Origin of the sequence: Streptosporangium album, from assembly GCF_014203795.1 — a bacterium.
Lineage (GTDB): Bacteria > Actinomycetota > Actinomycetes > Streptosporangiales > Streptosporangiaceae > Streptosporangium > Streptosporangium album.
In genome coordinates this window covers 1,139,389-1,163,426 of sequence record NZ_JACHJU010000001.1, presented here as the reverse complement: position 1 = coordinate 1,163,426, position 24,038 = coordinate 1,139,389, and the positions used below count along the sequence as shown (strand labels likewise).

The window sequence follows — 24,038 nt, the reverse complement described above, 5'->3', positions numbered from 1 at the left end:
GTAGATGAGGACACACGGGTTTCAGGCCGATTTCGACCCGAATGGCTTCCTGACACATCCTCACCTCCGTCCGGCCGGGCATCGCAACCGTGCGGTGCCGCATCCACGACGGGGAACCCACTCCACAACGGGTGGCGCACCCCACATCTCGTAAGAGCTTCGGCACTGCCCGGCGTATGCCCGCGAAAAGTCCGCGGGAAGCCACCTGGCCTCACCCCTTAAGCCGGGGAGAGGTGTCCTGAACCTGGGCGTCTCTCGACGTCGTGGGGTCAGTGGCCTGTATCCGGACAGACGCCTCACCTAACGAGGTGCCTACCAAAAAAGCGTAGGTTGCCACGGATAGGCGCTACAACCACCGAGAGGTAACTTTTGTCGCCTTTGCGGAGCGCAATCATGCAAAGTTCACACCTCTCGGGGTCCCAGTAGTATTGGCGAAATTTTCAACGGATATGCAGGTCGGCAGGCCCTTGCGGACCGCGCTGGATGACCCTCAGCTGAGGCTGTGACCTGCATATCCGTTGATTTTTTGGCCAGGACTACCGGGACCCCCGTGCTGACACGGTCGCTGGCGCGACACCGCATCAGACCTGATCGCCGCCGGGACCTCTGCCGGCCGGGCGCGCCGCCCGGCGCGGTCTTTATCACCGGCTCCACGATGGCAACGTCGGCGGCAGGCCATGTACGTGATAATGGATTGTTATCCGGTACATGCACCCAGCACGTTCTCAGCAGACTGTGCCTGGCCGCGACCAGGGGAAAGACCGGTTCATGATCCACTGAATGTGGGTTTTGACCTTATGTGGGCTGGACCCCTGACAGAGATGACGTCCGCCGACTGGGACCAGCTGACCACCGCGCTGGTCATTCCCTACCATGTTCAGCGAGAGGCCGAACTGCATGCCCGACGTGGAGGCCCGCCCATCCGCAAGCCCGGCGGAGGCCACCCGGCTGCGCTAACTATCGCCGAAAAAACCCTGGTGACCGTCTTACGCCTGCGTTTCCGCGTGCCACAGCACGTGCTGGCCGACCTATTCGGCGTTGTCACAGGGACGATCGCCACCGCCGAACGCCAGATTCGGCCGCTGCTGGACCAGCGCGAGCACTCCATCGCGCCCACCCGGATCCGCCTCATGACGCTGTCCGACCTCATCGCGTTCGCTGCAGCAGAAGGAGTCATCCTCATCCCGAAGATCAAACCAGCGTGTTGATTCCCGACGCGCCCTAACCGCTGTACCGATGTTCCTCAACCCCGGTTTCGCGCTGTGCAGAGGTGCCTTCGATCCTCACCCAAGAGGAGTTATGGGCTTTCAGGGGCGCTGAACAGGGGTTTTAAGGGAATCACCTCGGCGGGAGCGGCGGCGTGAGCCGGGGAGATGGAGAGGGCTGGTGTCTGCGGGCGCTGAAGATGCAAAAGGGGTGAATCGCTCCGCAGGCGGCGGCGCGCTCCGGCATCGTGAGCGGGACCGGCTCACCGTGCCGCAGGCAGTGGCGGCGCTGTCGCTGGACGCGCTGTCGTCGGTGGCCTACGGGCCAGAGGCGATCGTGATCGTGCTGGCGGTGGCCGGTAGCCGGGGACTGGGGTTCACCCTGCCAGTCACGGTGGCCATCGTGGTATTGCTGGTCGCGCTGACCGCCTCCTACCGGCAGGTGATCGCCGCCTTCCCCGACGGCGGCGGCGCCTACGCCGTGGCCGGGCGGCATCTGGGGCGGCGGGTCAGCCTGGTCGCCGCCGCCTCACTGATCATCGACTACGTGCTCAACGTCGCGGTGGCGGTTTCCGCCGGCGTCGCCGCCTTCACCTCGGCCTTCCCCGCCCTGCACGGCGAGCGGGTACTGCTGTGCGTGCTCGTGTTGGTGCTGATCACCGCTGTCAACCTGTACGGCGTCGCGGAGTCGGCGAAGGTGATGATCGCCCCGACGGTGGTGTTCGTCGTGGCGATCGCCGCCGTCGTAGTGGCCGGGCTGCTGCGCGGCCAGCCCGCGACCGAGCCCGCCCACCCGACCGGCTCGGCCACCGCCGCGGTCGGGGCGGTGCTGTTGCTGCGCGCCTTCGCCAACGGCTGCTCGGCCCTGACCGGGGTGGAGGCCATCGCCAACGCCGTTCCTACTTTCCGCACCCCCCGCATCCAGCGGGCCCAGCGCACCGAGGTCACCCTGGGCGTCCTGCTCGGGGTGATGTTGATCGGCCTGTCGCTGCTGATCGGCAAGTTCCGCATCGCCCCGAGCCCTACCAAAACCGTGCTGGCGCAGCTGGCCGACGCCGCGCTCGGCCACAACCTCGCCTTCTACATCGTGCAGTTCGCCACCATGGTGCTGCTGGCCCTGGCGGCCAACACCTCCTTCGGGGGCCTGCCCGTCCTGGCCTCACGCCTGGCCCGCGACCACCACCTGCCGCACGTGTTCGCCCTGCGCGCCGACAGGCAGGTCTACCGCTACGGCGTCACCGTACTCGCCGTTCTCGCGCTGATCCTGATCCTGGCGGCGGAGGGAAACACCCAGGCGCTGGTGCCGATCTTCGCCATCGGCGTGTTCATCGGCTTCACCCTCTCCCAGATCGGCATGGTCCGACACTGGCGCCTGGAGCGCGGCCCCGGCTGGCGCGGGCATGCCACCTTGAACGGGCTGGGAGCGCTGCTGACCGCCGTGGCGCTGGTTGTGGAGCTGGTAGCCAAATGGCACGAGGGCGGCTGGCTGGTGTTCGTGGCCGTCGCCGTCTTGGTCCTGTTGTTCGAGACGGTGCACCGCACCTACCGGCGCATCGGCGCCGCCCTGCATCTGGGCCAGCTGCCCGCCCGCCCCATGCCCCGCCGCTGTCTGGTCATCGTCCCGGTCGGCGCGGTCAACCTCCTCACCCAAGAAGCCCTCAGCGCCGCGCTGTCCCTGGGTGACGAGGTCCGCGCGCTCACCGTCGTCCATCCCGAAGACCCCGACGCCGGATCCGCCGACGCAGTGCGCCAGGCGTGGAACGCCTGGCGGCCCGACGTCCCCCTCGTCATCCTGCCCAGCCGCACCCGCTCACTGACCCGGCCGATCATCGACTACCTGCGCGCCATCTCCGCCGAAGAGGGCCACAAGCGGATCGTCGTGCTCATCCCGGAGATGCACCTGCCCAAGCCCTGGCAGCGCCTGCTGCAAAACCAGCGCGGCGCCGTCTTGGACCGGGCGATCCGCCGCAACACCGACGCCGTCATCTGCCGCCTGCGCCTGCCGATCGTCTTTCCCCCCGCCACCTGAGCCGGCCGTCACCCCCCCCGAGTCGCTTGCGGCGGTGTCCAGCGCCGACCCCGCCTGATCGGCCAGGGTGACCGCGACCAGGCGCGCCTGCAACGGCGGGATCGTCCCCGGGGTGGGGTCGAGCATGAACCGGCCGTAGAAGCGGCCGTTGCCGAAGGGGGTCCTGGTAGTAACGGCGCAGGAAACAACGGATATGCAGGTCGGCGGCCCGTCTTCCAGTCCGTGCTCGAAAGCACTCACAGAGGCTCCGACCTGCGTATCCGCTGGAAATTTCTTCATTGCTACTGGGGCCCCGAGCACTTAAGCCTTTGTCAGCAGGCTCTGAGAGGGCAGCTTGTCGCCGGGCGCCAGGTCGCCGTGCATGATCCGGGACCGCAGCGCGTCGGCCACCTGTAGATAGGGGGTCAGCGGATCGGCGGGGCCCGGGGAAGGAGTGTCGAGGGTCATGTCCGGAAGGCTATTGGGCTAGGCCGCTTCAAACAGGGTCAACCCAGCGGAGGCGGGCCCATCGCAGGAGGGCACCCGGCGATGGGATCCGGTCGACGAGGCAGTGGTCACCACGACTTCCACCGTGGCGTGCAGCGGCGCCAGGCAGTGCCGGGGCTTGATCGACAACGGAACGGTCAGTGGCGTTAACAGGCCGACGCGGGCGGAGTTGCCGCCATCCACCGTTCCGTTGTCGATCAAGCCCCGCGATGCTGTGGCCGGCCGATAAGTTTGGGATGCTGCGCCGGTCTATCTACCGACACCACCTGACTTGAAGGGATCATCTCGATGGCAAAGATCATCTCCACGCTGTTCATCTCGGCCGACGGTGTGGCCGAGATCGACCCCGATTGGCACTTCCCGTACTTCGACGAGAACATGGGCCGCGCCGTCGGCGAGGACTATGACACCGCTGACGTGCTGCTCATCGGCCGCGAGACCTACGACAGCTTCGCCGGTTCCTGGCCCGACCGCGAGGCCGCGGGTGGGGACGACGCACAGTTCGCCAAGCAACTCGGGGACGTGCGCAAGGTGGTCGTCTCGCGCCAGCCGCTGGAGTTCTCCTGGCGCAACTCCGAGCTGATCAAGGGCGACCTCCTCGATGCCGTCACCTCGCTCAAGGCCGATGCTGGCATCAGAGGCATCCTCATCCCCGGGTCGATCTCCGTGGTGCAGCAACTGCTCGCCGCGGGGCTGGTCGATGAGCTGCGCCTGCTGGTGCATCCGGTGGCGGCGCGTAAGGGCCGCAAGCTGTTCGACGACGGCGACGCGCCGTACCACCTGAGAATGACGGCGACGGAGGCGTTTCCGACGGGCGTGATCCGCGTGATCTACGCGCCGACCGCGGCACCCACCAAGGTCGGCTACGACGAGGTCAAGGAACAGGTACCCGGAGGGAAATAGCCGCTTTTGCGGGGAGGATCGCCGCATCGGCGCCACATCCGTCGGTCAGCGATGTGATCGTCCAATACCGCCATACCTGGTTTCCTCCTCCCGAACGTGTCCTCAGCCGCCAACTAGCGACGCGGTCCTGTTCTCGGAAGTGCCGAGCTGGGGTTTCGCCTCTCAGCCGTGCATGTTCTCGGAAGTTGTGGCCATCTCCGCTTCCGAGAACACGATCTTCTCTGAAGTCCGATGACCTGCGCGGACCGGCCCACTTTGGGGCTGGGGCCGCGTTCGGTAGGAGAACGCCGACCTGGGCGGACGGCGATGGTGGGCGCGATCGTCCGGCATCTGGAGGCCAGGCGATCGACGACGATCTGGACTTGTTCGTGCTGCTCATGGCCACCAAGCTGATCAACCCAGCGCGGCGGGCGACGTGCGGCGAAGAGCGGGGCGGTGCGCCCAGGTGGCCCAGCGCCAGAGCCACTCGACAGGGCCGTAGCGGTATCGGCGCAGCCAGAGGGTGGAGCACAGCCACTGAGTGGCGAGCACGGCGCCGGCGGTCAGGAACACCGCAGCCGAGTCGTGCGGCTGGCCGTCGAGGACAGGGCCGAGCGCCAGGACGAGGATCGTGGCGGTCAGGTAGTTGGTCAGCGCCATCCGGCCCAGCGGCGCGAAGACAGCCCGCAACGCCGGTCGCAGCGGTGTTCTGAGCAGGACCGGCAGGGCGCACACGTATGCCCCCGCGAGCAGCGGCCCGGCGGCGACGACCAAAAACCCGAAGTCCGAATCGTTCGGACCGCCTGCCGCCGACGCGGCCTGCAGCAACAGACCAGGCGCCGCCCCCGCCGCGAAGGCCAGGCCCAGCATGGCCGGAACCCGGGTGGACTGCTCCAACCGGGCGACGACCCCGTAGCGGACCAGTGCCGATCCCAGCAGGAACAGCCCAGCGACCTCGCTGACGCGGTGGACCAGCGTGATCTGGCCGTCGCTGGAGATCAGTGACGCCACGATGAGCACGGCGGCGAGGCCGGCCACGGCCCACCGCGGCAGCCAGGTCGAAGGCAGCAGAACAACAAGGCCGACGATGGCGTAGGCGCTCAGGATGTCTCCCTGCCACAGCAACAGAAGATGCACCAGGCCGATCGCGAGCAAAACCAAGAGCCGACGCAGCAGGAGAAGCCGGGGGCGAGCGGCGCGGTCCGCAGCGGAGTCCACCAAAAGCGCGAACCCGATGCCGAACAGCAGGGCGAAGATGGGCATGAAGCGGCTCATGACGAGCAGTTGCAGCCAGGCGTCCGCGTTGTCCAGACCCGCCGCAGAGCCCCGCTCCCCGATGTCGAGACCGGCGATCTCCGGGATGTTGACCAGCAGGATCCCGCACAGCGCAAATCCGCGTAAAACATCGAGCGCGGAGATGCGCTCCCGCGAGGGAGATTGAGGTGACATGGGGGTGCAGCCTGGCCCGCCCGGTCCGTCGCCGGTATCGGGCAAAAGGAGGGTCGTGCGGCTCACGCCGATACTTTTGGCCGGTATTCCGCGCCGAAGCAAGCTCGTAGCGGGCGCTGGTGCAGCTGAGCCCTGGGCGGTTTCCCAGCGGTCGAAGGTCTGCCGACACTGACAAGCGATTACACAGAGCTACTTTGCACTTCATGGCACCGACCCGAGCACCGGGCCGAATGGCGGCGTAGTCGAATCGCTGCCCGGCCTGGGTGATGAGCTCGCGCACGCGCCGTACCTGGCGATCCCGAGCCCGATGCCACTCGGTCAGATGAAGGGCGTGGTGCTTGCCTGGGTGCAACGCACCCAGGCTAGGCGGCATCGCGTGGCTGGTCCCTCACCTAATCTCGGGGTCATGGACAGTGAGGCGCCCCATCCCCTGGGAGCGTTCCTGCGCGCTCGCCGTGCGCAACTGCGGCCGGAGCAGGTGGGATTGGCGATCCAGGGCCGACGTCAGGTCCCTGGGCTGCGCCGTGAGGAGGTCGCACGGCTGGCCGGTATCAGCGTCGGCCACTACATCCGGCTGGAACAGGGACGAGAGCTCCACCCCACCGAGCAGACCGTGAAGGCTCTGGCTCACGCGCTGCGGCTGGATGAAGCGGCTGTGGTGGAGTTGCACCGGCTGGCCCGCCCCGTGCAGAGGCGACGGCGGCCGAATCGCGTCGAACGGGTCGGCCAGCGAGTCATACGGCTGCTCAACGACTGGAGCAGTGCCCCTGCCTACGTCCTGGGCCGGTCTCAGGACGTGCTGGCGCGCAATCCGCTAGCGGAGGTGCTGCACAGCCGCTTCACCTTTGGCGACAACATGCTTCACATGATCTTCCTCGATCCTGCCGGGAGAGAGTACTTCCGCGACTGGGATCTCAGCGCGCGGGCCGCTGTGCATGACCTGCGCCAATTGGCTCGTGAGGCCCCCCAGGAGCAGCGCGTCCGGGAACTGATCGGTGAGCTGTCGATCAGCAGCGCCGACTTCCGGCGGCTGTGGGCCGGGCGCGAACCACGCGGGGCCATGGTGCAGGGCAGCAGGTTCTTCCACCCCGACGTGGGCGAACTGCACCTGAAATCCGAAGTCTTCCCGATCGCCAGCGCTCCGGGTCAGCGTCTGATCGCCCAACCGGCCGAGCCGGGGTTTCGCTCGGCGGAGGCTCTGGCCATGCTGAGCACGCTGGCCGTCCAGCACTGATCGGCCGTTCCTCCGCTGCCGCAGCAGCGGGTGAGGCGCTGAGTGCCGGCCACCGGGACGCGCATCTCGGGCCGTACCTGCTGAATCTGACTGCACGCGACATGCCACTCGCCGCCTCGGCAAGATCTCCACAAAGCACGCAAAAGCAGGGTCTGCCCCGTCAAAGTCGGGTAAAGACCTATCCGATTTGGGTATTTTTCGCCGATGTCGGGGCGCTGATTGCTCAAGCCAGGAGAAAGGGAGGTATCGGTGAGGGCCTTGGTCTCTCACGCGTACGGGCCGCTGGAGAAGCTGTCCATCGAGGACGTCCCCGTCCCCGTTCCAGGCCCGCACCAGGTGCTGGTCCGGGTGGAGGGGGCGGCGTTGAACCCGGTCGATGTGAAGCTGGTCACTGGAGCGATGCGCAAGGCGATGCCCGTCACCCATCCTTTCGTGCCGGGAGTGGATGTCACCGGCGTCGTCGAAGAGGTGGGCCGGGACGTCACCCGGTTCGCCGTGGGCGACCCCGTCCTGGCCTGGAACGGCGCAAGTTTTGCCACGCTGGCCGAATACGCGCTGGTCGATGATGACTTCTCCAGCGCCAAACACCCAGCCAACTTGGACGTGCGGCGAGCGTCGAGCCTGCCTACGGGCGCGATGACCGCTGCCGCGTTGGTGGCGGCCGCGGACCTGTCGCCCGGAATGGACGTCTTGGTCGTCGGGGCCGCCGGTGGCGTCGGCTCCTTCGTGGTGCAGTTGGCCAAGCAGGCCGGCGCCCGGGTGATCGCCACAGGACGGGCCGAGGACGGGCCATTCCTGGACGGCCTCGGCGCCGATCTCACCGTCGACTACACCAAGGACGACATAGCGCCTCAGGTGCTCGCCCTGGCGGGCGAGGGCGTCCAGGTGGTGATCGACGTGGCCAACGCCGGGCAGGACCTGGCCGTTACGGCGGCCGCTGCCCGTCCGGGCGGCCGGATCGTCTCGTCCCTCGGCGGTCCGCGGGAATTCCTCGACGGAGTGAGCGCTGTCTACACCGGCAGGGTGGCTCGACATGTTGGCCGATCAAGCGGCGCGCGACACCCTTCACGTCCCCATCAGCGCCGAGTACTCCTTCGTTCACGTCCGTCAAGCCCTCATCGACTTCGCCGAACGCCACGTACAAGGCAAGATCACGATCACCTTTTGATGGAGAGGAACCCATGCACAGGCCTGCAGCACGACGCTGCGACGGACACCTCCGCGCGGCTACGACATGAGCGACGGCACGCCCTTGGGTGACTTCCTGCGCGCCCGTCGCGAAACGCTCAAACCTGAGGACGTGGGGCTGCCTGAGTATGGGCGCCGACGGGTCGCGGGGCTACGGCGTGAAGAGGTGGCGATGCTGGCCGGGATGAGCAGCGACTACTACGTGCGGCTGGAGCAGGGACGCGAGTCCAGCCCGTCTCCGCAGGTGGTCGAGGCGCTGGCCCGCGCGCTGCTGCTGGATCCGGCGGCCACGGAGCATCTGTGGCGGCTGGTCCAGCCGTCGGCGGCTCGCGCCTGGAGCGGAGTTCAGGGCACATCCGTCAGCCCGCAGTTGCTTCAGCTCATGGACGGCTGGTCTACCTCACCGGCGTTCGCGCTGGGCCCGGCTCTGGACATCTTGGCGTGCAACACCTTGGCCGCGGCGTTGCACGAAGGTTTCGCTCCGGCTGACAACCTGGCCCGCATGGTCTTCCTGGATCCGGCAGGACGCGATTTCTACCAGGAATGGGAGCGGGCGGCGCACTCCTGCGTGGCTGAGCTGCGCGCCGCCTACGGCCACGATCCGGAGTCCGTACGGCTCAGCGAGGTCGTGGAGGAGCTGTCGAGCGCAAGCCCGAAGTTCGCCGATCTGTGGAGCCGCCACGACGTGAAGCCCAAGACGCAGGAAGGCAAGCACCTGCGTCACCCACACGTCGGCGACCTGTACATCCAATTCTCGGCATTCACCGTCAACGGCGCCCCCCACCAGCAGCTCGTCGTTTACCAGGCCGAGCCTGCCTCCACGACCGCCGCCGCATTCGAGCGGCTACGAGTGCAGGCCGACCAAGCCATGGCCCGCACGCCGGAGGCCGCCGCCGGCGCGCTCTCGGCCGGAAACAAGCGGCCAGGTTAGGCGACCAGCAATTGGCAGGACACGATGAGGCCGGGGCCATGCTCTGGCCTCTTCGACGTCTACAGACCCGGTTCCTAGGTAAATCACTCCCAGGAATTCCGTGACCTTCTTCCGCTCCGCTGACCTCGGCAAACTCATCCGTGTCAGGCAAAGAGTACGGAACGAAGGGCACCGTTATGACCACCTGGTTCATCACCGGAGCATCCCGTGGTCTGGGCGCGGAGATCGCCCATACCGCCGTCGACAAGGGCGACAACGTCGTGATCGCGGTGCGCAATCCGAACCGCGTGCCGGAGGACCTCGACAAGGCGGGCAACGTGCTCACCGTCGCCCTTGACGTCACCGAGAGCGCGGCCATCCCCGCCGCCGTCCAGGCCGCGGTTGACCGATTCGGCGCCATCGACGTGCTTGTCAACAATGCCGGCCGCGGCCTGCTCGGGGCACTGGAGGAGATCACCGACGCAGAGGCCCGCTCACTGTTCGACCTGAACGTCTTCGGCCTCATCGACATGACCCGCGCCGTGCTGCCCGTCATGCGTCGTCAGGGTTCCGGCAAGCTCGTGCACATCGGCTCTCGATCCGGTTTCGAGGGCGAGCCGGGGGTGAGCATGTACTGCGCCTCGAAGTTCGCTGTGGCCGGGATCAGCGAGGCGCTGTTGAAGGAGTTGGCGCCGTTCGGCATCCAATCCATGGTGGTGGAGCCGGGCGTGCTGCGTACCGACTTCCTGGACGCCAGTTCGCTGTCGCTGGCCGCGAACAGGATCGCCGCCTACGACGGCACTCCCGCCCATGTGACGATCGAGTGGGCCGCGATGGCCAGCCACACGCAGCTCGGCGACCCAGTCAAGGGCGCGGCCCTGATCTACGAGGTCACCAGCCAGGACACGCTGCCCACCCACCTCTACCTCGGGCCCGACAGCATCGACCGGCTCCAGGTCAAGCTCGACCAGATCCACGACGACCTGAACCCCTGGCGGGCCAAGTCCGCCGCCACCGCTCACGACGCCGCCGCCTGACCCCACCGTTGAAAGAGGTATCTGTCATGTCTGCTCTGCTCACCGGCACGCCGCTGGCCGACCGCGTGGCCGTCATCTCCGGCGCCTCCAGCGGCATGGGCGCCGCCACCGCGAGCCGCCTGGCCGAGCTCGGAGCCAAGGTCGCCGTGCTCGCCCGGCGCAAGGACAAGCTCGAAGCGCTCGTCGAGCGCATCCATGCCGCCGGAGGCACCGCGATGGCGGTGCCTGTGGACGTCACCGGCCGCGACGCCGTCCACGCCGCGGCCCAGCAGATCGCCGAGCGGTTCGGCCAGGCGGACCTGGTCTTCAACAACGCCGGTGTCCAGCTCGTCTCCCCGATCACCGACCTGCGCCAGGACGACTGGCAGCGCCAGATCGACCTCAACATCACCGGCGTCATGAACGTCATCGGCGCCTTCGTGCCGCACCTGACGGCCGCCGCCGAAGCGGGCAAGTCCGCCGACCTCATCACCACATCCTCGATCGCCGCCACCCGGATCCTGGAGAAGTTCTCCGTCTACTCCGGCACCAAGGCCTACATCAGCCACCTCACCCGGCTGCTGCGCGTCGAGCTCGGTCGTAAGAACATCCGCGTGGCCACCATCGAACCCGGCATGGTCGACACCGAGCTGCCCGACCATGTCACCGACCCGGACGCGAGCAAGCTCATGGCCGATCTCATCGACCAGATCGACGTCCTGCAGTCGGCCGACGTCGCCGAGACAGTGGCGTTCATGGCCGCCGTGCCCCGCCATGTCAACCTCACCGAGATCACCATCCTGCCCACCGCCCAGGCCATCTAGAGCGCACTGAACCGGCGGGGTGAACGGCCGTCGGCCGTTCACCCCGGTGCGACGAAAGGCTCCGACCATGACCACCTTCGACTTCGTGGACTACCCGCTGGAGCAGGTGCACCGGCTGCTCGAACCCGGACCGGTCATCATGGTGTCCACCTTCGACGGCCGGCGCGCCAACCTGATGACCAACGGTTTCAACATGCCGGTTGCCCACGGCGCCCTCATCGGGCTCATTCTGGGCCCTTGGGACCACAGCTACGACGCGCTGCGCACCACCGGCGAGTGCGTCATCGCGATCCCCTCCATTGACCTGGCCGAACGCGTGGTCGACGTCGGCAACGTCTCCGGCCGCGAGGTCGACAAATGGCAGCGGTTCGGCTTCACCCCGGCACCCGGCGCCGTGGTTCGGGCACCTCTCGTCACCGAGTGCTTCGCCAACATCGAATGCACCGTCGCCGACGACCGGCTCGTCGACGACCACGGCCTGTGGATCCTCAAGGGCGAGCGCGCCTGGATCGATCCGGGCAGACGCGGAACGGGTGAGTTCCACCATCGCGGCGACGGCACCTTCTCCGGCAACGCCACCACCTTGGACCTGCGGCGTCGCATGACCAAGTGGCGATACCTGACTCACGACTGACTCCCCCTCTTGCCGAAGGAAGCCCACCATGACCGCAATCTTGCACGAACTGCGCCGCCGTGACGCCGACCCCGGGCGTCGCATCCTGCTCACCGGAGCCGTCATCGTCACCATGGACCCAGGCCTCGGCGTCCTGCCCCGCGCCGACTTGCTCATCGAAGGCGGCCGGATCGCCGCCGTCGGCCCGGACCTCCAAGCCGAGGGCGCCTTGATCATCGACGTCACCGGCGCCATCCTGGCCCCCGGCTTCGTCGACACGCACCGGCACGCCTGGGAGGCCCAGCTGCGCCGGGTCATGCCCGACGTCAATGACCTCGGCGAATATGTCACTTCCACCCTGGCCGGGATCGCTCCGGCGTACCAGCCGCAGGACATGTACATCGGGACGAAGCTGGCCGCGCTGACCGCCATCGACAGCGGTATCACCACCATGCTGGACTTCTCCCACAACTCCCGCACCGCAGCCCACTCCGACGCCGCCATCCGTGCCCTGGTCGACACCGGCATCCGTGGCGTGCACGCTTCGATGCGCCCGCACTTCGGCGACTGGGACGGCCAATGGCCCGCCGACCTGACCCGGCTCCAGGACACCTACTTCGCCTCCGGTAGCGGGCTCCTCACCCTGCGCCTGGCCACGCTCGCCACCGCCGAGATCGCCGGCCCCGACCTCGCCTACGGCGAACGTCTCGCCCACACCGCGCGTGACCTCGGCATCGGCGTCAGCATCGACGCCGTCTTCGGCCTGCCCTCCTCCGAGGCCATCCTCGGCTGGGCCAAACAAGGGCTGCTCGGGCCGGACGTCGCGCTCATCCACTGCACGGGCCTGACCCCGCAGGCATGGCAGGCGATTGCCGGCGCCGGCGCCGCCGTCTCGCTCGCTCCGACCTCGGACGCCCAGATCGGCCTGGAGAGTGCCGTCCCGGCCGTCGACGACGCACTCGCCGTCGGCATCCGGCCGAGCCTGAGCATCGACGTCGAGGTCGCGCTGGCCAGCGACATGTTCACGCAGATGCGCGCCCTGCACGCCATCCAGCGCATGCGCGCCGTCAACGCCGTCTACGGCACCGGCGAGCCGCCCACCCGGATCGGGGTGCACGACGTGCTCGACTTCGCCACCCTGCAGGGCGCCAGGAGCATCGGCCTCAGCGACGTCACCGGCTCCCTCACCCCCGGCAAGCAGGCGGACGTGCTCGTCGTCCGCGCCGACGACCTCAACAACATGCCGCTCAACGACCCGATCGGCACCCTCGTGCTCGGCTCCGACCCCCGCAACATCGACGCCGTCTTCATCGCCGGTCAGGTCCGCAAGTGGGCCGGTACCGTCCTCGACATCGACCTGACCGCGCTGCGCGAGGACGTGCGCGCCTCGCGCGACCGCGTCCTGGCGGCGGCCGGATACCAGCACGACCGATCCTGACCGACGGCCAGCCCTATCGGCCTGGCATCCGTCGGGCCGCAGGCACCGTCGTGACGGGCAGATCCCCCGCGCCCTCGGCATGCTGGCCGCCCGCGCCGAGCTGATGGCCCTGCCGGTCGACCGGCGGTGCGCCGTGCTCGCCGACCCCGACCGGCTCAGGGCCGCCGGGATGACCTGGGAGTCGCCGGCGGGCTGGCTGCAGGGTCCGATGGACGCCGCCGCCTGGGAGGCCGTCCTCGATCGGTGGCCGGGCCGGGGCAGGTGGTGATCGGGGTGTCCGTCGCGGATGCCCTGTCCCGTGGTGCCGCCCTCGCCGCCTTTCCGGGCTCTCCGCGATCTCCACCCCGGCCGGACCCGTCTCCCCGGCCACGCTTCCACAGGCCATTGACAAGCTAGTTTTTTACGTACAAACTTTATTTTGCAATCGGGAACCACCTGCACCCCGGAGCAGGCCGAGGACCTGCCCGTGCCGGAGCCCCTCGTGGTGTCGCGGCCGCCGGGCGGGTTATGGACCTGCTGAAACCTCTGAGGAGAAACCCATGGGCAAGCCGGTTCGGAAGATCGTCGCCTCGACCTACGCGACGCTGGACGGCTTCATCGACAACCCCCACCTCTGGTCCCTGCAGTACGGGACGGAGGAGTACCTCGCCTACGCCTACAACCTGCTCTTCTCCAGCGACGCCCTGCTGATGGGGCGGGTGACCTATGACGGCTTCGCGCAGGCCTGGCCGGCCATGGGCGGCAACGACTACGCCGACCGGATGAACGGCCTGCCCAAGTACGTGGTCTCCTCGACCCTGGAGAAGGCCGACGAGTGGAACAACTCCACCGTCATCGCGGGGGACGACCTCGTCGGAGCGGTGACCGAGCTCAAGCAGCAGCCCGGCCAGGACATCCTGATGTTCGGCTGCGGCCGGCTGACCGACGCGCTGATGGAGCACGGCCTCCTCGACGAGTATCGGATCTGGGTCCACCCCGTCGTCCGCGGGGAAGGGCAGCGCCTGTTCAGGGAGGGCGCCGAGGCGACCCTGGAGCTCCTGGACACCACGACGTTCAGCTCGGGTGTCATCGTCCTCACCTACCGGCCGGTGGCCGCGGCCGAGGGCGGGACGGCCGCGGGCTGACGACGGTGGGCCGCCCTGGACCGACGTGAACGCGACCGCCGGAACACTTCGGTGGCATGCCCCCTCCGGGCCGCCTCAGCGGGACAGGAGGCGGGTGATCGCGCGGTGGGCGCGGGTGGGTGCCTCGGGGTCGTGGTGGAGCTGGATGGCCTGGCCGGCCGCCAGGGCGACGCCGTTCAGCTCGAAGGCGAGCTGGTCCGCGTCGGTCTCGTCCGGCAGTTCGCCCGCCTCGACGGCGGCCACACCCAGGGCCACACCGGGGCGGCCGGCTCCGCCGTCTAGTCCGGGTGGTGCTGGTGCTGCAGGTAGGCGGCGGTCTCGGGGCTGGCCGGGAAGTACGCCTCGATGGCCAGCTCGGCGACGGTGATGTCCAGCGGGGTGCCGAAGGTGGCCATCGTGCTGAAGAAGGCGAGCTCCCGGTAGCCGCGCCGCAGGCGCAACGGGATCACGATGTCACCGGGGCCCGGCCGCTCTATCTCGGGTTCCGGCTGGTCACAGGGGTACCCGTCGAGCTCGTGCCAGAGTGCGGCCAGGTCGGGGTCGGCGGTGAGGCTCATCTGGCGGCGCAGCCGGTGGAGCAGGTGGGCGCGCCACTCACCCAGGTTGATGATCCGCTGGGCCATCCCTCGGGGGTGCAGGCTCAGCCGGAGCACGTTGACCGGCGGGACGAGCAGCTCCGGCGCGACGCCGCGCAGCAGCACGCCGGTGGCGGCGTTGCGGTCCACCAGGTTCCAGCGCTGGTCCACGACCACCGCCGGGTACGGCTCGTGCCCGCTCAGCACCTGGCCGAGGGCCTCTCTGACCGAGGACATCTGCGGCGAGTTGAGCGGTGTCTCGGCGTAGACCGGTGCGAATCCGCCTGACAGCAGCAGATGGTTGCGCTCGCGGAGGGGGAGGTCCAGCTCCTCGGCGAGATGCAGGATCATGTCCCGGCTCGGCCTGGACCGGCCGGTCTCCACGAAGCTCAGATGCCGGGTGGAGATGTCGGCCTGGATGGCGAGGTCCATCTGGCTCATCCGCCGGCGCTCCCGCCACTGGCGCAGAAGTTCGCCGACGGGCCGGGCCGCGCTGGTGGAGGTCACAAATAACACGATAACCGGCCAGAGATCTGTAAAACCATTACTGATCGCGTAATGAATGTCGTGATGCCGCCGCATGGTCTCCGGCGCCGACGGCCCACAGCGGCCGGTACGGCTCGCGGTCCAGGTCGGCGCGCAGGTGGTCGGGCAGCGCGGCGTGGTGCGACCTGGGCATGCTTGCGGACGGGCCCTTAGGAATATCGTGATGATTGTCGGGTATGTGGCTAATCGGTGGATTTATTCCGATTGGAAGGCCGCGACCCATGGGCTGCTCGGGAAGCATCCACGGTGGTCGTAACCGTTCGGTTGGGTTCAGCCAGGGGAACAGGCCGCGGCACAGTACGGGCTCATTGTCAGGGGAGAAGCATGTCTGACAGAAGGCACCGTGTACCGGAGGACGGGTGGAGCGGCGGAGGATGCCCCGCGGGCGCCTTCGGGCGGCGGTCGTTCCTTCAGGGAACAGTCGCCGCCGGCCTCGTCGGAACGGCGGGCAGGAGCCTGCCCGGCGCCGGCACGGCGAGCGGCGGCAGCGCGAGCACAGGTGCCATTCCCTTCCACGGCTACCACCAGGCGGGGATCGCCACTCCGCCGCAGCCGATCGGGACCTTCATCTCCTTCGACGTGACCACCTCTGACCGCAGAGAACTCACCGACCTGTTCCGCACGCTGACCGCGCGGGCACGCTTCCTCACCGCGGGTGGCACGCCGCCGAAGGCTCCCCGGGGTTCAGCGCCACCGGACAACGACATCCTGGGACCCAAGGTCGTACCGGACAACCTCACCATCACCCTCGCCCTCGGCGCGACCCTCTTCGACGACCGATACGGATTGGGCGCGCGCAAACCGGCCCAGCTCATCACCATGCAGCCCTTCCGTCACGACGACCTGGACCCCGCGCTGTCCCAGGGCGACGTGCTGATACAGATGTGCGCCGATCACCGCGACACGACGGTGCACGCACTGCTCGACATCCTGGCCCACACCAACGGTGCGATGAGGACGCGCTGGCGCGTCAATGCCCAGCGCAATCCACCGCGTCCCGTCGGCACCCCGCGGGACTGGTTCGGCTTCAAAGACGGCATCGCCAACCCGGACACCACGGACACGGCCCAGATGGACCGACTGGTCTGGGCGCAGCCGCACACCGCTGAGCCCGCCTGGGCGGCGGGCGGAACCTACCAGGCGCTGCGCATCGTCCATTTCAACATCGAGGCGTGGCAGAGGCTGCCCCTTGCCCGGCAGGAGCGGATCTTCGGCCGCCGAAAGGACAGCGGCGCCCCGATGTACGCCCTGGACGAGAACGCCTCGGACCTCCTCGATCCCATCTACACCAACGACCCGCAGGGACTGATCACTCCGCTTGACAGCCACATCCGCCTCGCCAATCCCCAGACCCCGCAGACCGCATCGACCAGCACCATCCTGCGTCGCAGCTACGACTACGACCGGAGCCCCGACGAACACGGCGGCCTGGACCTGGGGCACGCGTTCTGCTGCTTCCAGCGTGAGCTCAACACCTACATCACCATGCAGAACCGGCTGGAGGGCGAAGCGCTGGTGCCGTTCATCAGTCCGCGGGGCGGAGGCTACTTCTTCGCCCTTCCCGGCGTGCGCGACAACCGGGACTACTACGCCCGTGGTCTCCTGACCTGACCGCCGCCTCCGGCCGGGACCGGTCTCCGTCGAAAGGCCGTCCGGGCCACAGACCGAACCCCTGCGATGTGCATGGGAGGCACAATGCGTTTCCTCCGGCGAACCCGAGCCGACACCGCCGACCGGCAGCGAGGGAAGGCGCCCCGGACGGTGCCGGGGGCCGGCGTCGGGCTCCTGCTGGCGTCCGCTCTCTCCGCCGCGCCGGTCAGTCCGGCCTCGGCCTCGATGCCCTCCGCGGCCGTCCTTCCGAGCGCCGGCGGCCACGTGTACGTCACCAACCAGCTCGACGACACCCTCTCCGTGATCGACGCCCGGACGAACAAGGTCACCGAGACCGTACCGGCCGGCTCGGCGCCCGAAGGCGTCGCGGTCGCCCGCGACGGCAGGCACGCGTACATCGCCGACAACGGATCGGCCGAGGTCTCGGTGCTCGACACCCGGACCAACAAGATCGTCACGACCGTACCGGTCGGCAAGAACCCCAGCGGTGTCGATCTGAGCCCGGACGGCAGATTCCTCTACGTCGCCAACGGCGGTTCGAACAGCGTCTCGGTGCTCGACACCCGGACCAACCGGGTGACCGCGTCCATCCCCGTCGGCGTCTCCCCGGTGAGCGTGGACGTCAGTCGCGACGGCGCTGCGGCCTACGTCGCCAACGCCGGGTCGGGCAGCGTGTCGGTCATCGACACCCGTACGCGTCGGTCCGTCCGGGTCCTCCCCGCAGGCCGCTCCCCGGTGGGCGTCGCCGTCACCCCGGACGGCAGGTCGGTCTACGTCGCCGACGAGACGGCGGCGAGCGTCTCGGCCGTCGGAACCCGTACCGGCACGGTCACGGCTACCGTGCCGGTCGGCGAGGGGCCTTTCGACGTGGCGCTCGGACCGGACGGCCGGTCGGCCTACGTCACCGTTCTCGGCCCGGGCAACGTATCCGTGGTCGACACCCGTGGCAACCGTGTCTCGGCGACCGTTTCCGTGGGCCCCCCGGGCACCGACCCGTTCAACGTGGCGGCCACCTCCGGCGCGGTCTACGTCACGGCGCAGGGAGCGGACATCCTCACGGTCATCGATCCGAAGACCCTCAAGGTCGTCGCGACCGTCACCGTCGGCAACAGCCCGTACGGCGTGGCGGTGAGCCCATGACGACCGCCCGCCGGCATGCGCGGCGGGTGTCTCGGTCCGGGACGGCGCCGCCCTGCTCGAACCGTCGGAATCCCGCATAGGCCGGCTCAGCGCGTGAAAACGTACGGTTCCCGGTGCGGCATCCGTTCCGTGACGGGGGTCAGCGGCGGCGGACCTTGGTGGTTAGGCGGTTGAGGATGCGCTCCCACTCGGTGCCGAAGGGGTTGTCCTGGACGAGGTAGGTCCAGGTGGCGGTGGGACGCCTGAGGCCCGCGCCGTCGTGGTCGAGACCGTCGGCGGTGATGGTGGCGGTCTCGAAGGTGGTGATCGAGCGGGACTCGATCTCGGCCAGCAGGCGCTCGAAGGTGAGCCGCGCCTCCTTGTTGAACTCCTCGATCGGGCTGAGCCGGCCGAGGGCGCGCAGGTGGATTCCCTCCCGGAGCTCGGCCAGGAAGGCCAGGTGCTCGGCCCAGCCGCGGTCGAGATGGAACAGGACGATCTGCCGGGCGGCCTCCTGGAGCACCTCCTCGCCGGCGGTGCCGGTCAGCTCCGACCACCGCTCGGGGAGGGCCTCGGCGAGCGCGTCGCCGGCCGAGTCGCTGCGCAGGACCTTCTCCCGCAGGCCGAGGACTTTGCTCCGATGGTCTTCGAGGAGACGGGTGTAGCGCCAGGTGTTGCGGTGGATCTCCATGTTGACGCCCTCGGCGACGCGCTGGGCGTGGCCCACGAGGGCACGGTCGGGCACGCCCTTGGCGTACTCGTCGGCGACGTAGTGGGTGATCAGCTCGTCCTCGCCGCTGACGAAGAAGATCGACCCGCCGGGGTCGCCCTGGCGGCCCGCGCGGCCGCGGAGCTGGTCGTCCAGGCGGCTGCTGGTGTGCCGGCCGGAGCCGATGACGTACAGCCCGCCGAGCTCGTCCACGCCGTCGCCGAGACGGATGTCGGTGCCGCGCCCCGCCATCTGGGTGGAGACGGTGATCGCGCCGCGCTCCCCGGCCCTGGCGATGATCGACGCCTCCTCGGCGTCGTTCTTGGCGTTGAGGACCACGCACTCCAGGCCGCGCCCGGCGAGCGTCAGGGAGAGCCGCTCGGACTCGGCCACGTTCAGCGTGCCGATCAGGATCGGCCGCCCGGTCGCGTGCACCTCGACGATCTCGTCGACGAGCGCGTGGTCCCTGTCCATGGCGTACTCGAAGAGCCGGTCGGGCTCGTCGGTCCGCACGCACGGCCGGTTGGAGGGGACCACGGCCACCTTGAGGTCGTAGAACTCGCGGAGCTGGTCGCCGACCGCGACCGCCGTGCCCGTCATGCCGCACTTCTCGGGATAGCGGGTGATCAGCCCCTGGACGGTGATCGAGTCGAGGATCTCACCGGTCTCCGAGGGGGCCAGCCTCTCCTTGGCCTCGACCGCGGCCTGCAGGCCGTCCGGCCAGCGCTGCAGCAGCGCCACCCGGCCCCGGGAGGGGTTGATCAGGTGGACCTTGCCGTCGCGCACGATGTAGTCGACGTCCTTGACCAGCAGGGCGTGGGCGTGCAGGGCCAGGTTGACCTCGGTCAGCGTGGCGGCGTCGTCGTAGAGCTCCAGGCCCAGCGCCTGCTCGACGGTGTCGATGCCCTTGGTGGTCAGGTGGACGTTGCGCGCCTGGTCGTCGAGTTCGTAGTGGTAGCCCTTGACCAGCTGGCGGACCAGTGCGGCCATCTCCGGCACGGCGTCGCCCGGGTCGGTGGCCCCGGCCAGCACCAGCGGCACCCTGGCCTCGTCCACCAGCACCGAGTCGGCCTCGTCGACCAGTGCCACACCCGGCTCCGGCACGACCAGGTCGGTCGGGTCGGTGCGGGTCCGGTCCCGGAGCACGTCGAAGCCGATCTCGCTGACCGCCCCGTACGTGACGTCCTTGGCGTAGGCGGCCCGGCGCTCGTCCGGCGTGGAGGTCTCCGCGATCCAGCCGACCGAGACGCCCAGCGAGTCGTACAGCGGGCCCATCCACTCGGCGTCCCGCTGGGCCAGGTAGTCGTTGACCGAGATCACGTGCACCCGCTTGCCCTGCAGGGCGTATCCGGCGGCGGCCATCGCCCCGGACAGCGTCTTGCCCTCACCGGTGGCCATCTCCGCGACGTTGCCGGACAGCAGGGCGAGCATGCCCACGAGCTGCACGTCGTACGGCCGCAGGCCGAGCGTGCGGCGGGCGGCCTCCCGCATGATCGCGCAGAACTCGGCCAGGTCGTCCACCGAGGGCCGGGGCAGCTCGGCGAGCTCCTTGAGACGTTCCTCCCGGGCGCCGGCGGACGACACGGTCCGCTCGAACGGCGCCAGGTCGATGGAGCCGGGACGCTCCAGGAAACGCCTGAGGAGCTGAGTTATCAAGGCCACGTTTCCTCCAACGCCCGTTCCCGGGAACACGTTCCCGCTGTCGCATCACGGTACCGACCGGATGGATCATCCGCCTCGGGGGACCGCTGGGCAACCGCGCCTCACATGGTCCGGCACGGCGCCACCGCCGCGTCCGGTCCGCTCCCGGCGCCGGGGCTGCCGCGGGGACCATCCGGAGTCCTCCGGAGAAACCCTCCGACCCCGTCGAACGATATTCTGGTTGTATATGGACGCGCCGGTTTATAAGGGACAGGCTTGGGCTGTGGCTTTCTCTGACTACCAGTACGAGATCTACCTGAACGGGCTCGCCGGCCTGCGCCCGCCGTACCCGACGGACATCGCCCGGCTCGAACAGGCCGCCAAGGAGCGTCTCGACCCCGAAGCCTACGGGTACGTGGCCGGTTCGGCCGGGACGGGCGCGACCGACCGGGCCAACCGCGAGGCGTTCGACCGGTGGCGGATCGTGCCCCGGATGCTCCGCGACGTCTCGGTCAGGGACCTCGGCACCGAACTCTTCGGCAGGACCTACCCCGCGCCCGTCGCGCTCGCCCCGATCGGCGTGCAGTCGATCGTGCACCCGGACGGCGAACTCGCGACCGCCAGGGCCGCCGCCTCGCTCGGCATCCCCACGGTGCTGAGCACCGCCTCCTCCCACACCCTCGAAGAGGTCGCCGAGGCGGACGGGCCTCGCTGGTACCAGCTCTACTGGCCGCACGACGACGAGGTCACGCTCAGCCTGCTCGACCGGGCGGCCAAGAACGGCTACGACACCCTGGTCGTCACCCTCGACACCTGGACCCTCGCCTGGCGGCCCACCGACCTCGACCACGCCTACCTGCCGTTCCTGCGCGGCACCGGCCTGGCGATCCCGCTGTCGGACCCCGTCTTCCGGTCCCGGCTGGAACGCCCGGTGGAGGAGGACCTGAACGCGGCGATCCTGCAGTGGGCGCCGATGTTCCACGGCCGCTCCCACACCTGGGACCGGCTGTCCCTGCTCCGCGACAACTGGGACGGGCCGATCGTCCTGAAGGGCGTCCAGCATGTGGACGACGCCCTGCGCGCGGCCGACGCCGGGATGGACGGCGTCGTCGTCTCCAACCACGGCGGCCGGCAGATCGACGGCGCCATGGCGTCGCTGGACGCGCTCCCCGCCGTCGCCACCGCCGTGGGCGACCGGCTGACCGTGCTGTTCGACTCCGGGATCCGCACCGGATCCGACGTCGTCAAGGCACTCGCCCTCGGAGCGCGGGCCGTCCTGCTGGGCAGGCCGTACGTCTGGGGCTTGGCGGCCGGCGGCGAGGACGGCGTCCGTCACGCGGTGCGGAGCCTGCTCGCCGACCTCGACCTCACCCTCGGGCTGGCGGGTCACCGTACGCCCGCCGACCTCGACCCTTCCGCCCTGGAGGCACGATGAGCCTGTCCGACCTGCAGCCGATCCCCACCGACCAGCTCACCTTCCGGCTGCCGCAGAAGTTCGACAGCGTGGCCGACGAGCGCCGGCACCGCCAGGAACGCCTGGTGGCCGCCCTGCGGCTGTTCGGCCGGTTCGGCTTCGAGGAGGGTGTGGCCGGGCACATCACCGCCCGCGACCCCGAGCACACCGACCACTTCTGGGTGAACCCGTTCGGCATGTCCTTCAAGCAGATCCGGGTCGGCGACCTGATCCTCGTCAACCACCAGGGTCAGGTCGTCGAGGGCCGCTACCACGTCAACCAGGCCGCGTTCGCGATCCACGCGATGGTCCACCAGGCCAGGCCGGACGCGGTCGCCGCCGCGCACAGCCATTCGGTGTACGGCAAGGCCCTGTCGTCGCTGGGCGCGCTCCTGGAGCCGCTGACCCAGGACGCCTGCGCCTTCTACGAGGACCACGGGCTGTTCGACGACTACACGGGCGTGGTCGTGGAGACCGAGGAGGGCCGTCGTATCGCCACCGCGCTCGGCTCGCACAAAGCCGTCATCCTGCGCAACCACGGCCTGCTGACCGTGGGCGACAGCGTGGACGCCGCCGCCTGGTGGTTCATCACGATGGAGCGCTCGTGCCAGGCCCAGCTCCTGGCCAAGGCCGCCGGTCCGACGGTGCCGATCGAGCACGAGAACGCCAAACTCACCCACGGCCAGATCGGCAACGACCTGGTCGGCTGGATCAACTTCCAGCCCCTCTACGACCAGATCAGCGCCGCCGAGCCCGAGATGTTCGGCTGACTCTCCCCGCCGTGGACGCCGCAGGCCCGGGGTGTCGGAAACCCCGGGCCTTTCCCGGGATTCAGCCGGGCTTTTCGCAGAACCGGATGTGGCCGGCGTTGTATCCGTCCACCCAGCCCTTCCTGTCCCAGTCCGCCGATCTGCCGCAGGAGAAACGCTTTCCCTTGCCGGTCATGGGGAAAGCCGTGAAGCCGCCGTTCTCACATGGCGACCGGTTCCACGGTCCCGCGCCTCTCGCCGAGGGCGAGCAGGCCCACGGCGGCCAGCAGCAGGACCGCCCCCGCGACGGCCTGCGGGGTGAGCCGTTCGCCGAGGAGAAGCACGCCGATGGCCGCCGCGCCGACCGGCTCCACCAGGGAGATCACCGAGGCCGTCGTGGCCCGCACCGCGGCCAGACCGGTGAAGAAGAGGCCATAGGCCAGGGCCGTCGGGACCGCGCCGAGGTAGAGGATGGCCGACCAGGACACGAGCGGGTCGCCCTGCGGTAGCAGGCCCTGGACCAGCGCGACGGGCAGCAGGCAGAGCCCTCCGACGACGAACCCGCCCATGGCCGTGGCGTACGGCTCGCCGGGGCGGGCCCGGTTGAGCAGGGTCACCCCCGCGTAGCCGGCCGCCGAGAGCAGTGCCCAGCCGACACCGGCCACCGAGAAGGTGGCCGATCCGCCGTCGAGGGTCAGCATGGCCAGACCGGTCAGGGCGAGCGCGACCGCGCCCAGCGCGGTCGCGCCGAGTCGCTCGCCCAGCAGCAGGCGTGCTCCGGCGGCCACGAAGACCGGGGTGGCGCCTATGGTGATCACGGTCGCCACGGCCAGGCCGGATTCGGTGATCGCAGCGAAGTAGGCCGTCTGGTAGACGGCCATCGCCATGCCCGTGACCACGATCCGCCCGAGGCCGGCGGTGCGTCCGGGACCGCCGGCGCGCCCGAGACCGAAAAGGCGGGTGGCCAGCAGGAGCAGCGCCGCGCCGCAGGCGAACCGCCAGAACGAGACCGGGACGGGGCCGAGGGCGCCCGCCCGGTGGAGCAGCGCTCCGGCGGCGCCGCCGGAACCCCAGGCGGTCGCCGCGATCGACACGTACAGCAGGCCCCGCCGTACGGAGACGTGCGTCATGGATATCTCTCCAGATGAGGTGGTTGTCGTCAGGCCGCACGTATGCGGGCAGCAGCCACCCACCGGATCGCTTGATCCGGTCTGTCAGGAGAGAGGAGCGCCCGCTA

At 69.1% G+C, this 24,038-nt stretch carries 24 protein-coding genes and 1 riboswitch; of the genes, 16 read left to right on the top strand and 8 right to left on the bottom strand.

Annotated elements, in window-relative coordinates; genetic code table 11:
* Positions 1 to 138: 138 nt before the first annotated feature.
* Positions 139 to 315, bottom strand: a riboswitch (M-box (ykoK) riboswitch).
* A gap of 506 nt (positions 316 to 821) precedes the next feature.
* A complete protein-coding gene (locus FHR32_RS05515) occupies positions 822 to 1,208 on the top strand; it encodes a helix-turn-helix domain-containing protein (RefSeq protein WP_184753299.1) in 387 nt (128 codons plus the stop codon).
* 208 nt (positions 1,209 to 1,416) lie between these two features.
* Positions 1,417 to 3,234 (top strand): APC family permease, encoded by a 1,818-nt coding sequence (locus FHR32_RS05510; protein ID WP_184753298.1) that lies wholly within the window; start codon positions 1,417 to 1,419, stop codon positions 3,232 to 3,234.
* 300 nt (positions 3,235 to 3,534) lie between these two features.
* Here the strand turns inward: FHR32_RS05510 and FHR32_RS05505 are convergent, their stop codons facing one another.
* Both FHR32_RS05505 and FHR32_RS05500 read right to left on the bottom strand, forming a co-directional pair.
* Positions 3,535 to 3,681, bottom strand: coding sequence for a GntR family transcriptional regulator (locus tag FHR32_RS05505; protein WP_184753297.1), 147 nt, complete (start codon positions 3,679 to 3,681; stop codon positions 3,535 to 3,537).
* 18 nt (positions 3,682 to 3,699) lie between these two features.
* Positions 3,700 to 3,921 (bottom strand): hypothetical protein, encoded by a 222-nt coding sequence (locus FHR32_RS05500; protein ID WP_184753296.1) that lies wholly within the window; start codon positions 3,919 to 3,921, stop codon positions 3,700 to 3,702.
* Between the two features lie 87 nt (positions 3,922 to 4,008).
* Here FHR32_RS05500 and FHR32_RS05495 point away from each other — a divergent pair, with 87 nt between their 5' ends.
* Positions 4,009 to 4,623, top strand: a complete 615-nt coding sequence (locus FHR32_RS05495) for a dihydrofolate reductase family protein (protein ID WP_184753295.1) — start codon at positions 4,009 to 4,011, stop codon at positions 4,621 to 4,623.
* A gap of 393 nt (positions 4,624 to 5,016) precedes the next feature.
* Here the strand turns inward: FHR32_RS05495 and FHR32_RS05490 are convergent, their stop codons facing one another.
* The gene (locus FHR32_RS05490) at positions 5,017 to 6,051 is read right to left on the bottom strand and encodes a DUF418 domain-containing protein (RefSeq protein ID WP_184753294.1); all 1,035 of its coding nucleotides are present in this window, start codon (positions 6,049 to 6,051) and stop codon (positions 5,017 to 5,019) included.
* Positions 6,052 to 6,457: 406 nt separating this feature from the next.
* Between FHR32_RS05490 and FHR32_RS05485 the strand changes: the two genes are divergently transcribed.
* From FHR32_RS05485 to FHR32_RS05445, 9 genes are all read left to right on the top strand, one after another.
* Positions 6,458 to 7,285 carry a helix-turn-helix domain-containing protein gene (locus FHR32_RS05485; protein ID WP_184753293.1) on the top strand — a complete coding sequence of 276 codons (828 nt, stop codon included), beginning with the start codon at positions 6,458 to 6,460 and terminating at the stop codon, positions 7,283 to 7,285.
* Positions 7,286 to 7,534: 249 nt separating this feature from the next.
* Positions 7,535 to 8,545, top strand: a complete 1,011-nt coding sequence (locus FHR32_RS05480; RefSeq protein WP_184753292.1) for an NADP-dependent oxidoreductase — start codon at positions 7,535 to 7,537, stop codon at positions 8,543 to 8,545.
* A complete protein-coding gene (locus tag FHR32_RS05475; protein ID WP_184753291.1) occupies positions 8,520 to 9,404 on the top strand; it encodes a helix-turn-helix transcriptional regulator in 885 nt (294 codons plus the stop codon). Before FHR32_RS05480 ends, FHR32_RS05475 begins: the two co-directional genes overlap by 26 nt.
* A gap of 176 nt (positions 9,405 to 9,580) precedes the next feature.
* The gene (locus tag FHR32_RS05470; protein ID WP_184753290.1) at positions 9,581 to 10,420 is read left to right on the top strand and encodes an SDR family NAD(P)-dependent oxidoreductase; all 840 of its coding nucleotides are present in this window, start codon (positions 9,581 to 9,583) and stop codon (positions 10,418 to 10,420) included.
* Positions 10,421 to 10,446: 26 nt separating this feature from the next.
* Positions 10,447 to 11,223, top strand: a complete 777-nt coding sequence (locus FHR32_RS05465) for an SDR family oxidoreductase (RefSeq protein ID WP_184753289.1) — start codon at positions 10,447 to 10,449, stop codon at positions 11,221 to 11,223.
* 67 nt (positions 11,224 to 11,290) lie between these two features.
* Positions 11,291 to 11,857, top strand: coding sequence for a flavin reductase family protein (locus FHR32_RS05460; protein WP_184753288.1), 567 nt, complete (start codon positions 11,291 to 11,293; stop codon positions 11,855 to 11,857).
* A 28-nt stretch (positions 11,858 to 11,885) separates the two neighbouring features.
* Entirely contained in the window at positions 11,886 to 13,274 is a 1,389-nt protein-coding gene (locus FHR32_RS05455) for an amidohydrolase family protein (protein WP_184753287.1), read from the top strand.
* A gap of 79 nt (positions 13,275 to 13,353) precedes the next feature.
* Positions 13,354 to 13,542 carry a hypothetical protein gene (locus FHR32_RS05450; protein ID WP_221465272.1) on the top strand — a complete coding sequence of 63 codons (189 nt, stop codon included), beginning with the start codon at positions 13,354 to 13,356 and terminating at the stop codon, positions 13,540 to 13,542.
* Positions 13,543 to 13,813: 271 nt separating this feature from the next.
* Positions 13,814 to 14,398: a dihydrofolate reductase family protein gene (locus FHR32_RS05445; protein WP_184753286.1), complete on the top strand. Its 585-nt coding sequence runs from the start codon at positions 13,814 to 13,816 to the stop codon at positions 14,396 to 14,398.
* A gap of 75 nt (positions 14,399 to 14,473) precedes the next feature.
* Here FHR32_RS05445 and FHR32_RS05440 read toward each other — a convergent pair whose 3' ends face one another.
* Genes FHR32_RS05440 through FHR32_RS45765 form a run of 3 tightly spaced genes read right to left on the bottom strand, consistent with a single transcriptional unit; the run spans position 14,474 to position 15,652 of the window.
* Positions 14,474 to 14,653, bottom strand: coding sequence for a TetR family transcriptional regulator C-terminal domain-containing protein (locus tag FHR32_RS05440; RefSeq protein ID WP_221465271.1), 180 nt, complete (start codon positions 14,651 to 14,653; stop codon positions 14,474 to 14,476).
* Positions 14,654 to 14,676: 23 nt separating this feature from the next.
* Entirely contained in the window at positions 14,677 to 15,480 is an 804-nt protein-coding gene (locus tag FHR32_RS05435; RefSeq protein WP_425584234.1) for a helix-turn-helix domain-containing protein, read from the bottom strand.
* Positions 15,481 to 15,517: 37 nt separating this feature from the next.
* Complete coding sequence (locus tag FHR32_RS45765) at positions 15,518 to 15,652, bottom strand: hypothetical protein (protein WP_281390836.1); 135 nt, start codon at positions 15,650 to 15,652, stop codon at positions 15,518 to 15,520.
* Positions 15,653 to 15,843: 191 nt separating this feature from the next.
* Between FHR32_RS45765 and FHR32_RS05430 the strand changes: the two genes are divergently transcribed.
* Together FHR32_RS05430 and FHR32_RS05425 are read left to right on the top strand one after the other, a co-directional pair.
* Positions 15,844 to 17,130: a Dyp-type peroxidase gene (locus FHR32_RS05430; RefSeq protein ID WP_184753285.1), complete on the top strand. Its 1,287-nt coding sequence runs from the start codon at positions 15,844 to 15,846 to the stop codon at positions 17,128 to 17,130.
* Positions 17,131 to 17,214: 84 nt separating this feature from the next.
* On the top strand, positions 17,215 to 18,270 hold the full coding sequence (locus FHR32_RS05425) for a YVTN family beta-propeller repeat protein (protein ID WP_184753284.1): 1,056 nt from the start codon (positions 17,215 to 17,217) through the stop codon (positions 18,268 to 18,270).
* Between the two features lie 139 nt (positions 18,271 to 18,409).
* On the opposite strand, the gene secA2 is transcribed toward FHR32_RS05425, so the two are convergent.
* The gene (gene secA2, locus FHR32_RS05420; RefSeq protein ID WP_184753283.1) at positions 18,410 to 20,620 is read right to left on the bottom strand and encodes an accessory Sec system translocase SecA2; all 2,211 of its coding nucleotides are present in this window, start codon (positions 20,618 to 20,620) and stop codon (positions 18,410 to 18,412) included.
* A gap of 262 nt (positions 20,621 to 20,882) precedes the next feature.
* Between secA2 and FHR32_RS05415 the strand changes: the two genes are divergently transcribed.
* Together FHR32_RS05415 and FHR32_RS05410 are read left to right on the top strand one after the other, a co-directional pair.
* The gene (locus tag FHR32_RS05415; RefSeq protein WP_312882032.1) at positions 20,883 to 22,034 is read left to right on the top strand and encodes a lactate 2-monooxygenase; all 1,152 of its coding nucleotides are present in this window, start codon (positions 20,883 to 20,885) and stop codon (positions 22,032 to 22,034) included.
* Positions 22,031 to 22,822, top strand: a complete 792-nt coding sequence (locus tag FHR32_RS05410; RefSeq protein ID WP_184753281.1) for a class II aldolase/adducin family protein — start codon at positions 22,031 to 22,033, stop codon at positions 22,820 to 22,822. The genes FHR32_RS05415 and FHR32_RS05410 overlap by 4 nt, the downstream gene beginning before the upstream one ends.
* A gap of 200 nt (positions 22,823 to 23,022) precedes the next feature.
* Here FHR32_RS05410 and FHR32_RS05405 read toward each other — a convergent pair whose 3' ends face one another.
* Entirely contained in the window at positions 23,023 to 23,931 is a 909-nt protein-coding gene (locus FHR32_RS05405; RefSeq protein WP_184753280.1) for a DMT family transporter, read from the bottom strand.
* Between the last annotated feature and the right edge of the window lie 107 nt (positions 23,932 to 24,038).

Excerpts from the sequence above, each read along its gene's own strand:
- FHR32_RS05515 (WP_184753299.1), top strand. The coding sequence starts at position 822 with ATGACGTCCGCCGACTGGGACCAGCTGACCACCGCGCTGGTCATTCCC.
- FHR32_RS05505 (WP_184753297.1), bottom strand. The coding sequence starts at position 3,681 with ATGACCCTCGACACTCCTTCCCCGGGCCCCGCCGATCCGCTGACCCCC.
- FHR32_RS05495 (WP_184753295.1), top strand. The coding sequence starts at position 4,009 with ATGGCAAAGATCATCTCCACGCTGTTCATCTCGGCCGACGGTGTGGCC.
- FHR32_RS05490 (WP_184753294.1), bottom strand. The coding sequence starts at position 6,051 with ATGTCACCTCAATCTCCCTCGCGGGAGCGCATCTCCGCGCTCGATGTT.
- FHR32_RS05485 (WP_184753293.1), top strand. The coding sequence starts at position 6,458 with ATGGACAGTGAGGCGCCCCATCCCCTGGGAGCGTTCCTGCGCGCTCGC.
- FHR32_RS05475 (WP_184753291.1), top strand. The coding sequence starts at position 8,520 with ATGAGCGACGGCACGCCCTTGGGTGACTTCCTGCGCGCCCGTCGCGAA.
- FHR32_RS05470 (WP_184753290.1), top strand. The coding sequence starts at position 9,581 with ATGACCACCTGGTTCATCACCGGAGCATCCCGTGGTCTGGGCGCGGAG.
- FHR32_RS05465 (WP_184753289.1), top strand. The coding sequence starts at position 10,447 with ATGTCTGCTCTGCTCACCGGCACGCCGCTGGCCGACCGCGTGGCCGTC.
- FHR32_RS05460 (WP_184753288.1), top strand. The coding sequence starts at position 11,291 with ATGACCACCTTCGACTTCGTGGACTACCCGCTGGAGCAGGTGCACCGG.
- FHR32_RS05455 (WP_184753287.1), top strand. The coding sequence starts at position 11,886 with ATGACCGCAATCTTGCACGAACTGCGCCGCCGTGACGCCGACCCCGGG.
- FHR32_RS05450 (WP_221465272.1), top strand. The coding sequence starts at position 13,354 with ATGCTGGCCGCCCGCGCCGAGCTGATGGCCCTGCCGGTCGACCGGCGG.
- FHR32_RS05445 (WP_184753286.1), top strand. The coding sequence starts at position 13,814 with ATGGGCAAGCCGGTTCGGAAGATCGTCGCCTCGACCTACGCGACGCTG.
- FHR32_RS45765 (WP_281390836.1), bottom strand. The coding sequence starts at position 15,652 with ATGCCCAGGTCGCACCACGCCGCGCTGCCCGACCACCTGCGCGCCGAC.
- FHR32_RS05430 (WP_184753285.1), top strand. The coding sequence starts at position 15,844 with ATGTCTGACAGAAGGCACCGTGTACCGGAGGACGGGTGGAGCGGCGGA.
- FHR32_RS05425 (WP_184753284.1), top strand. The coding sequence starts at position 17,215 with ATGCGTTTCCTCCGGCGAACCCGAGCCGACACCGCCGACCGGCAGCGA.
- FHR32_RS05410 (WP_184753281.1), top strand. The coding sequence starts at position 22,031 with ATGAGCCTGTCCGACCTGCAGCCGATCCCCACCGACCAGCTCACCTTC.
- FHR32_RS05405 (WP_184753280.1), bottom strand. The coding sequence starts at position 23,931 with ATGACGCACGTCTCCGTACGGCGGGGCCTGCTGTACGTGTCGATCGCG.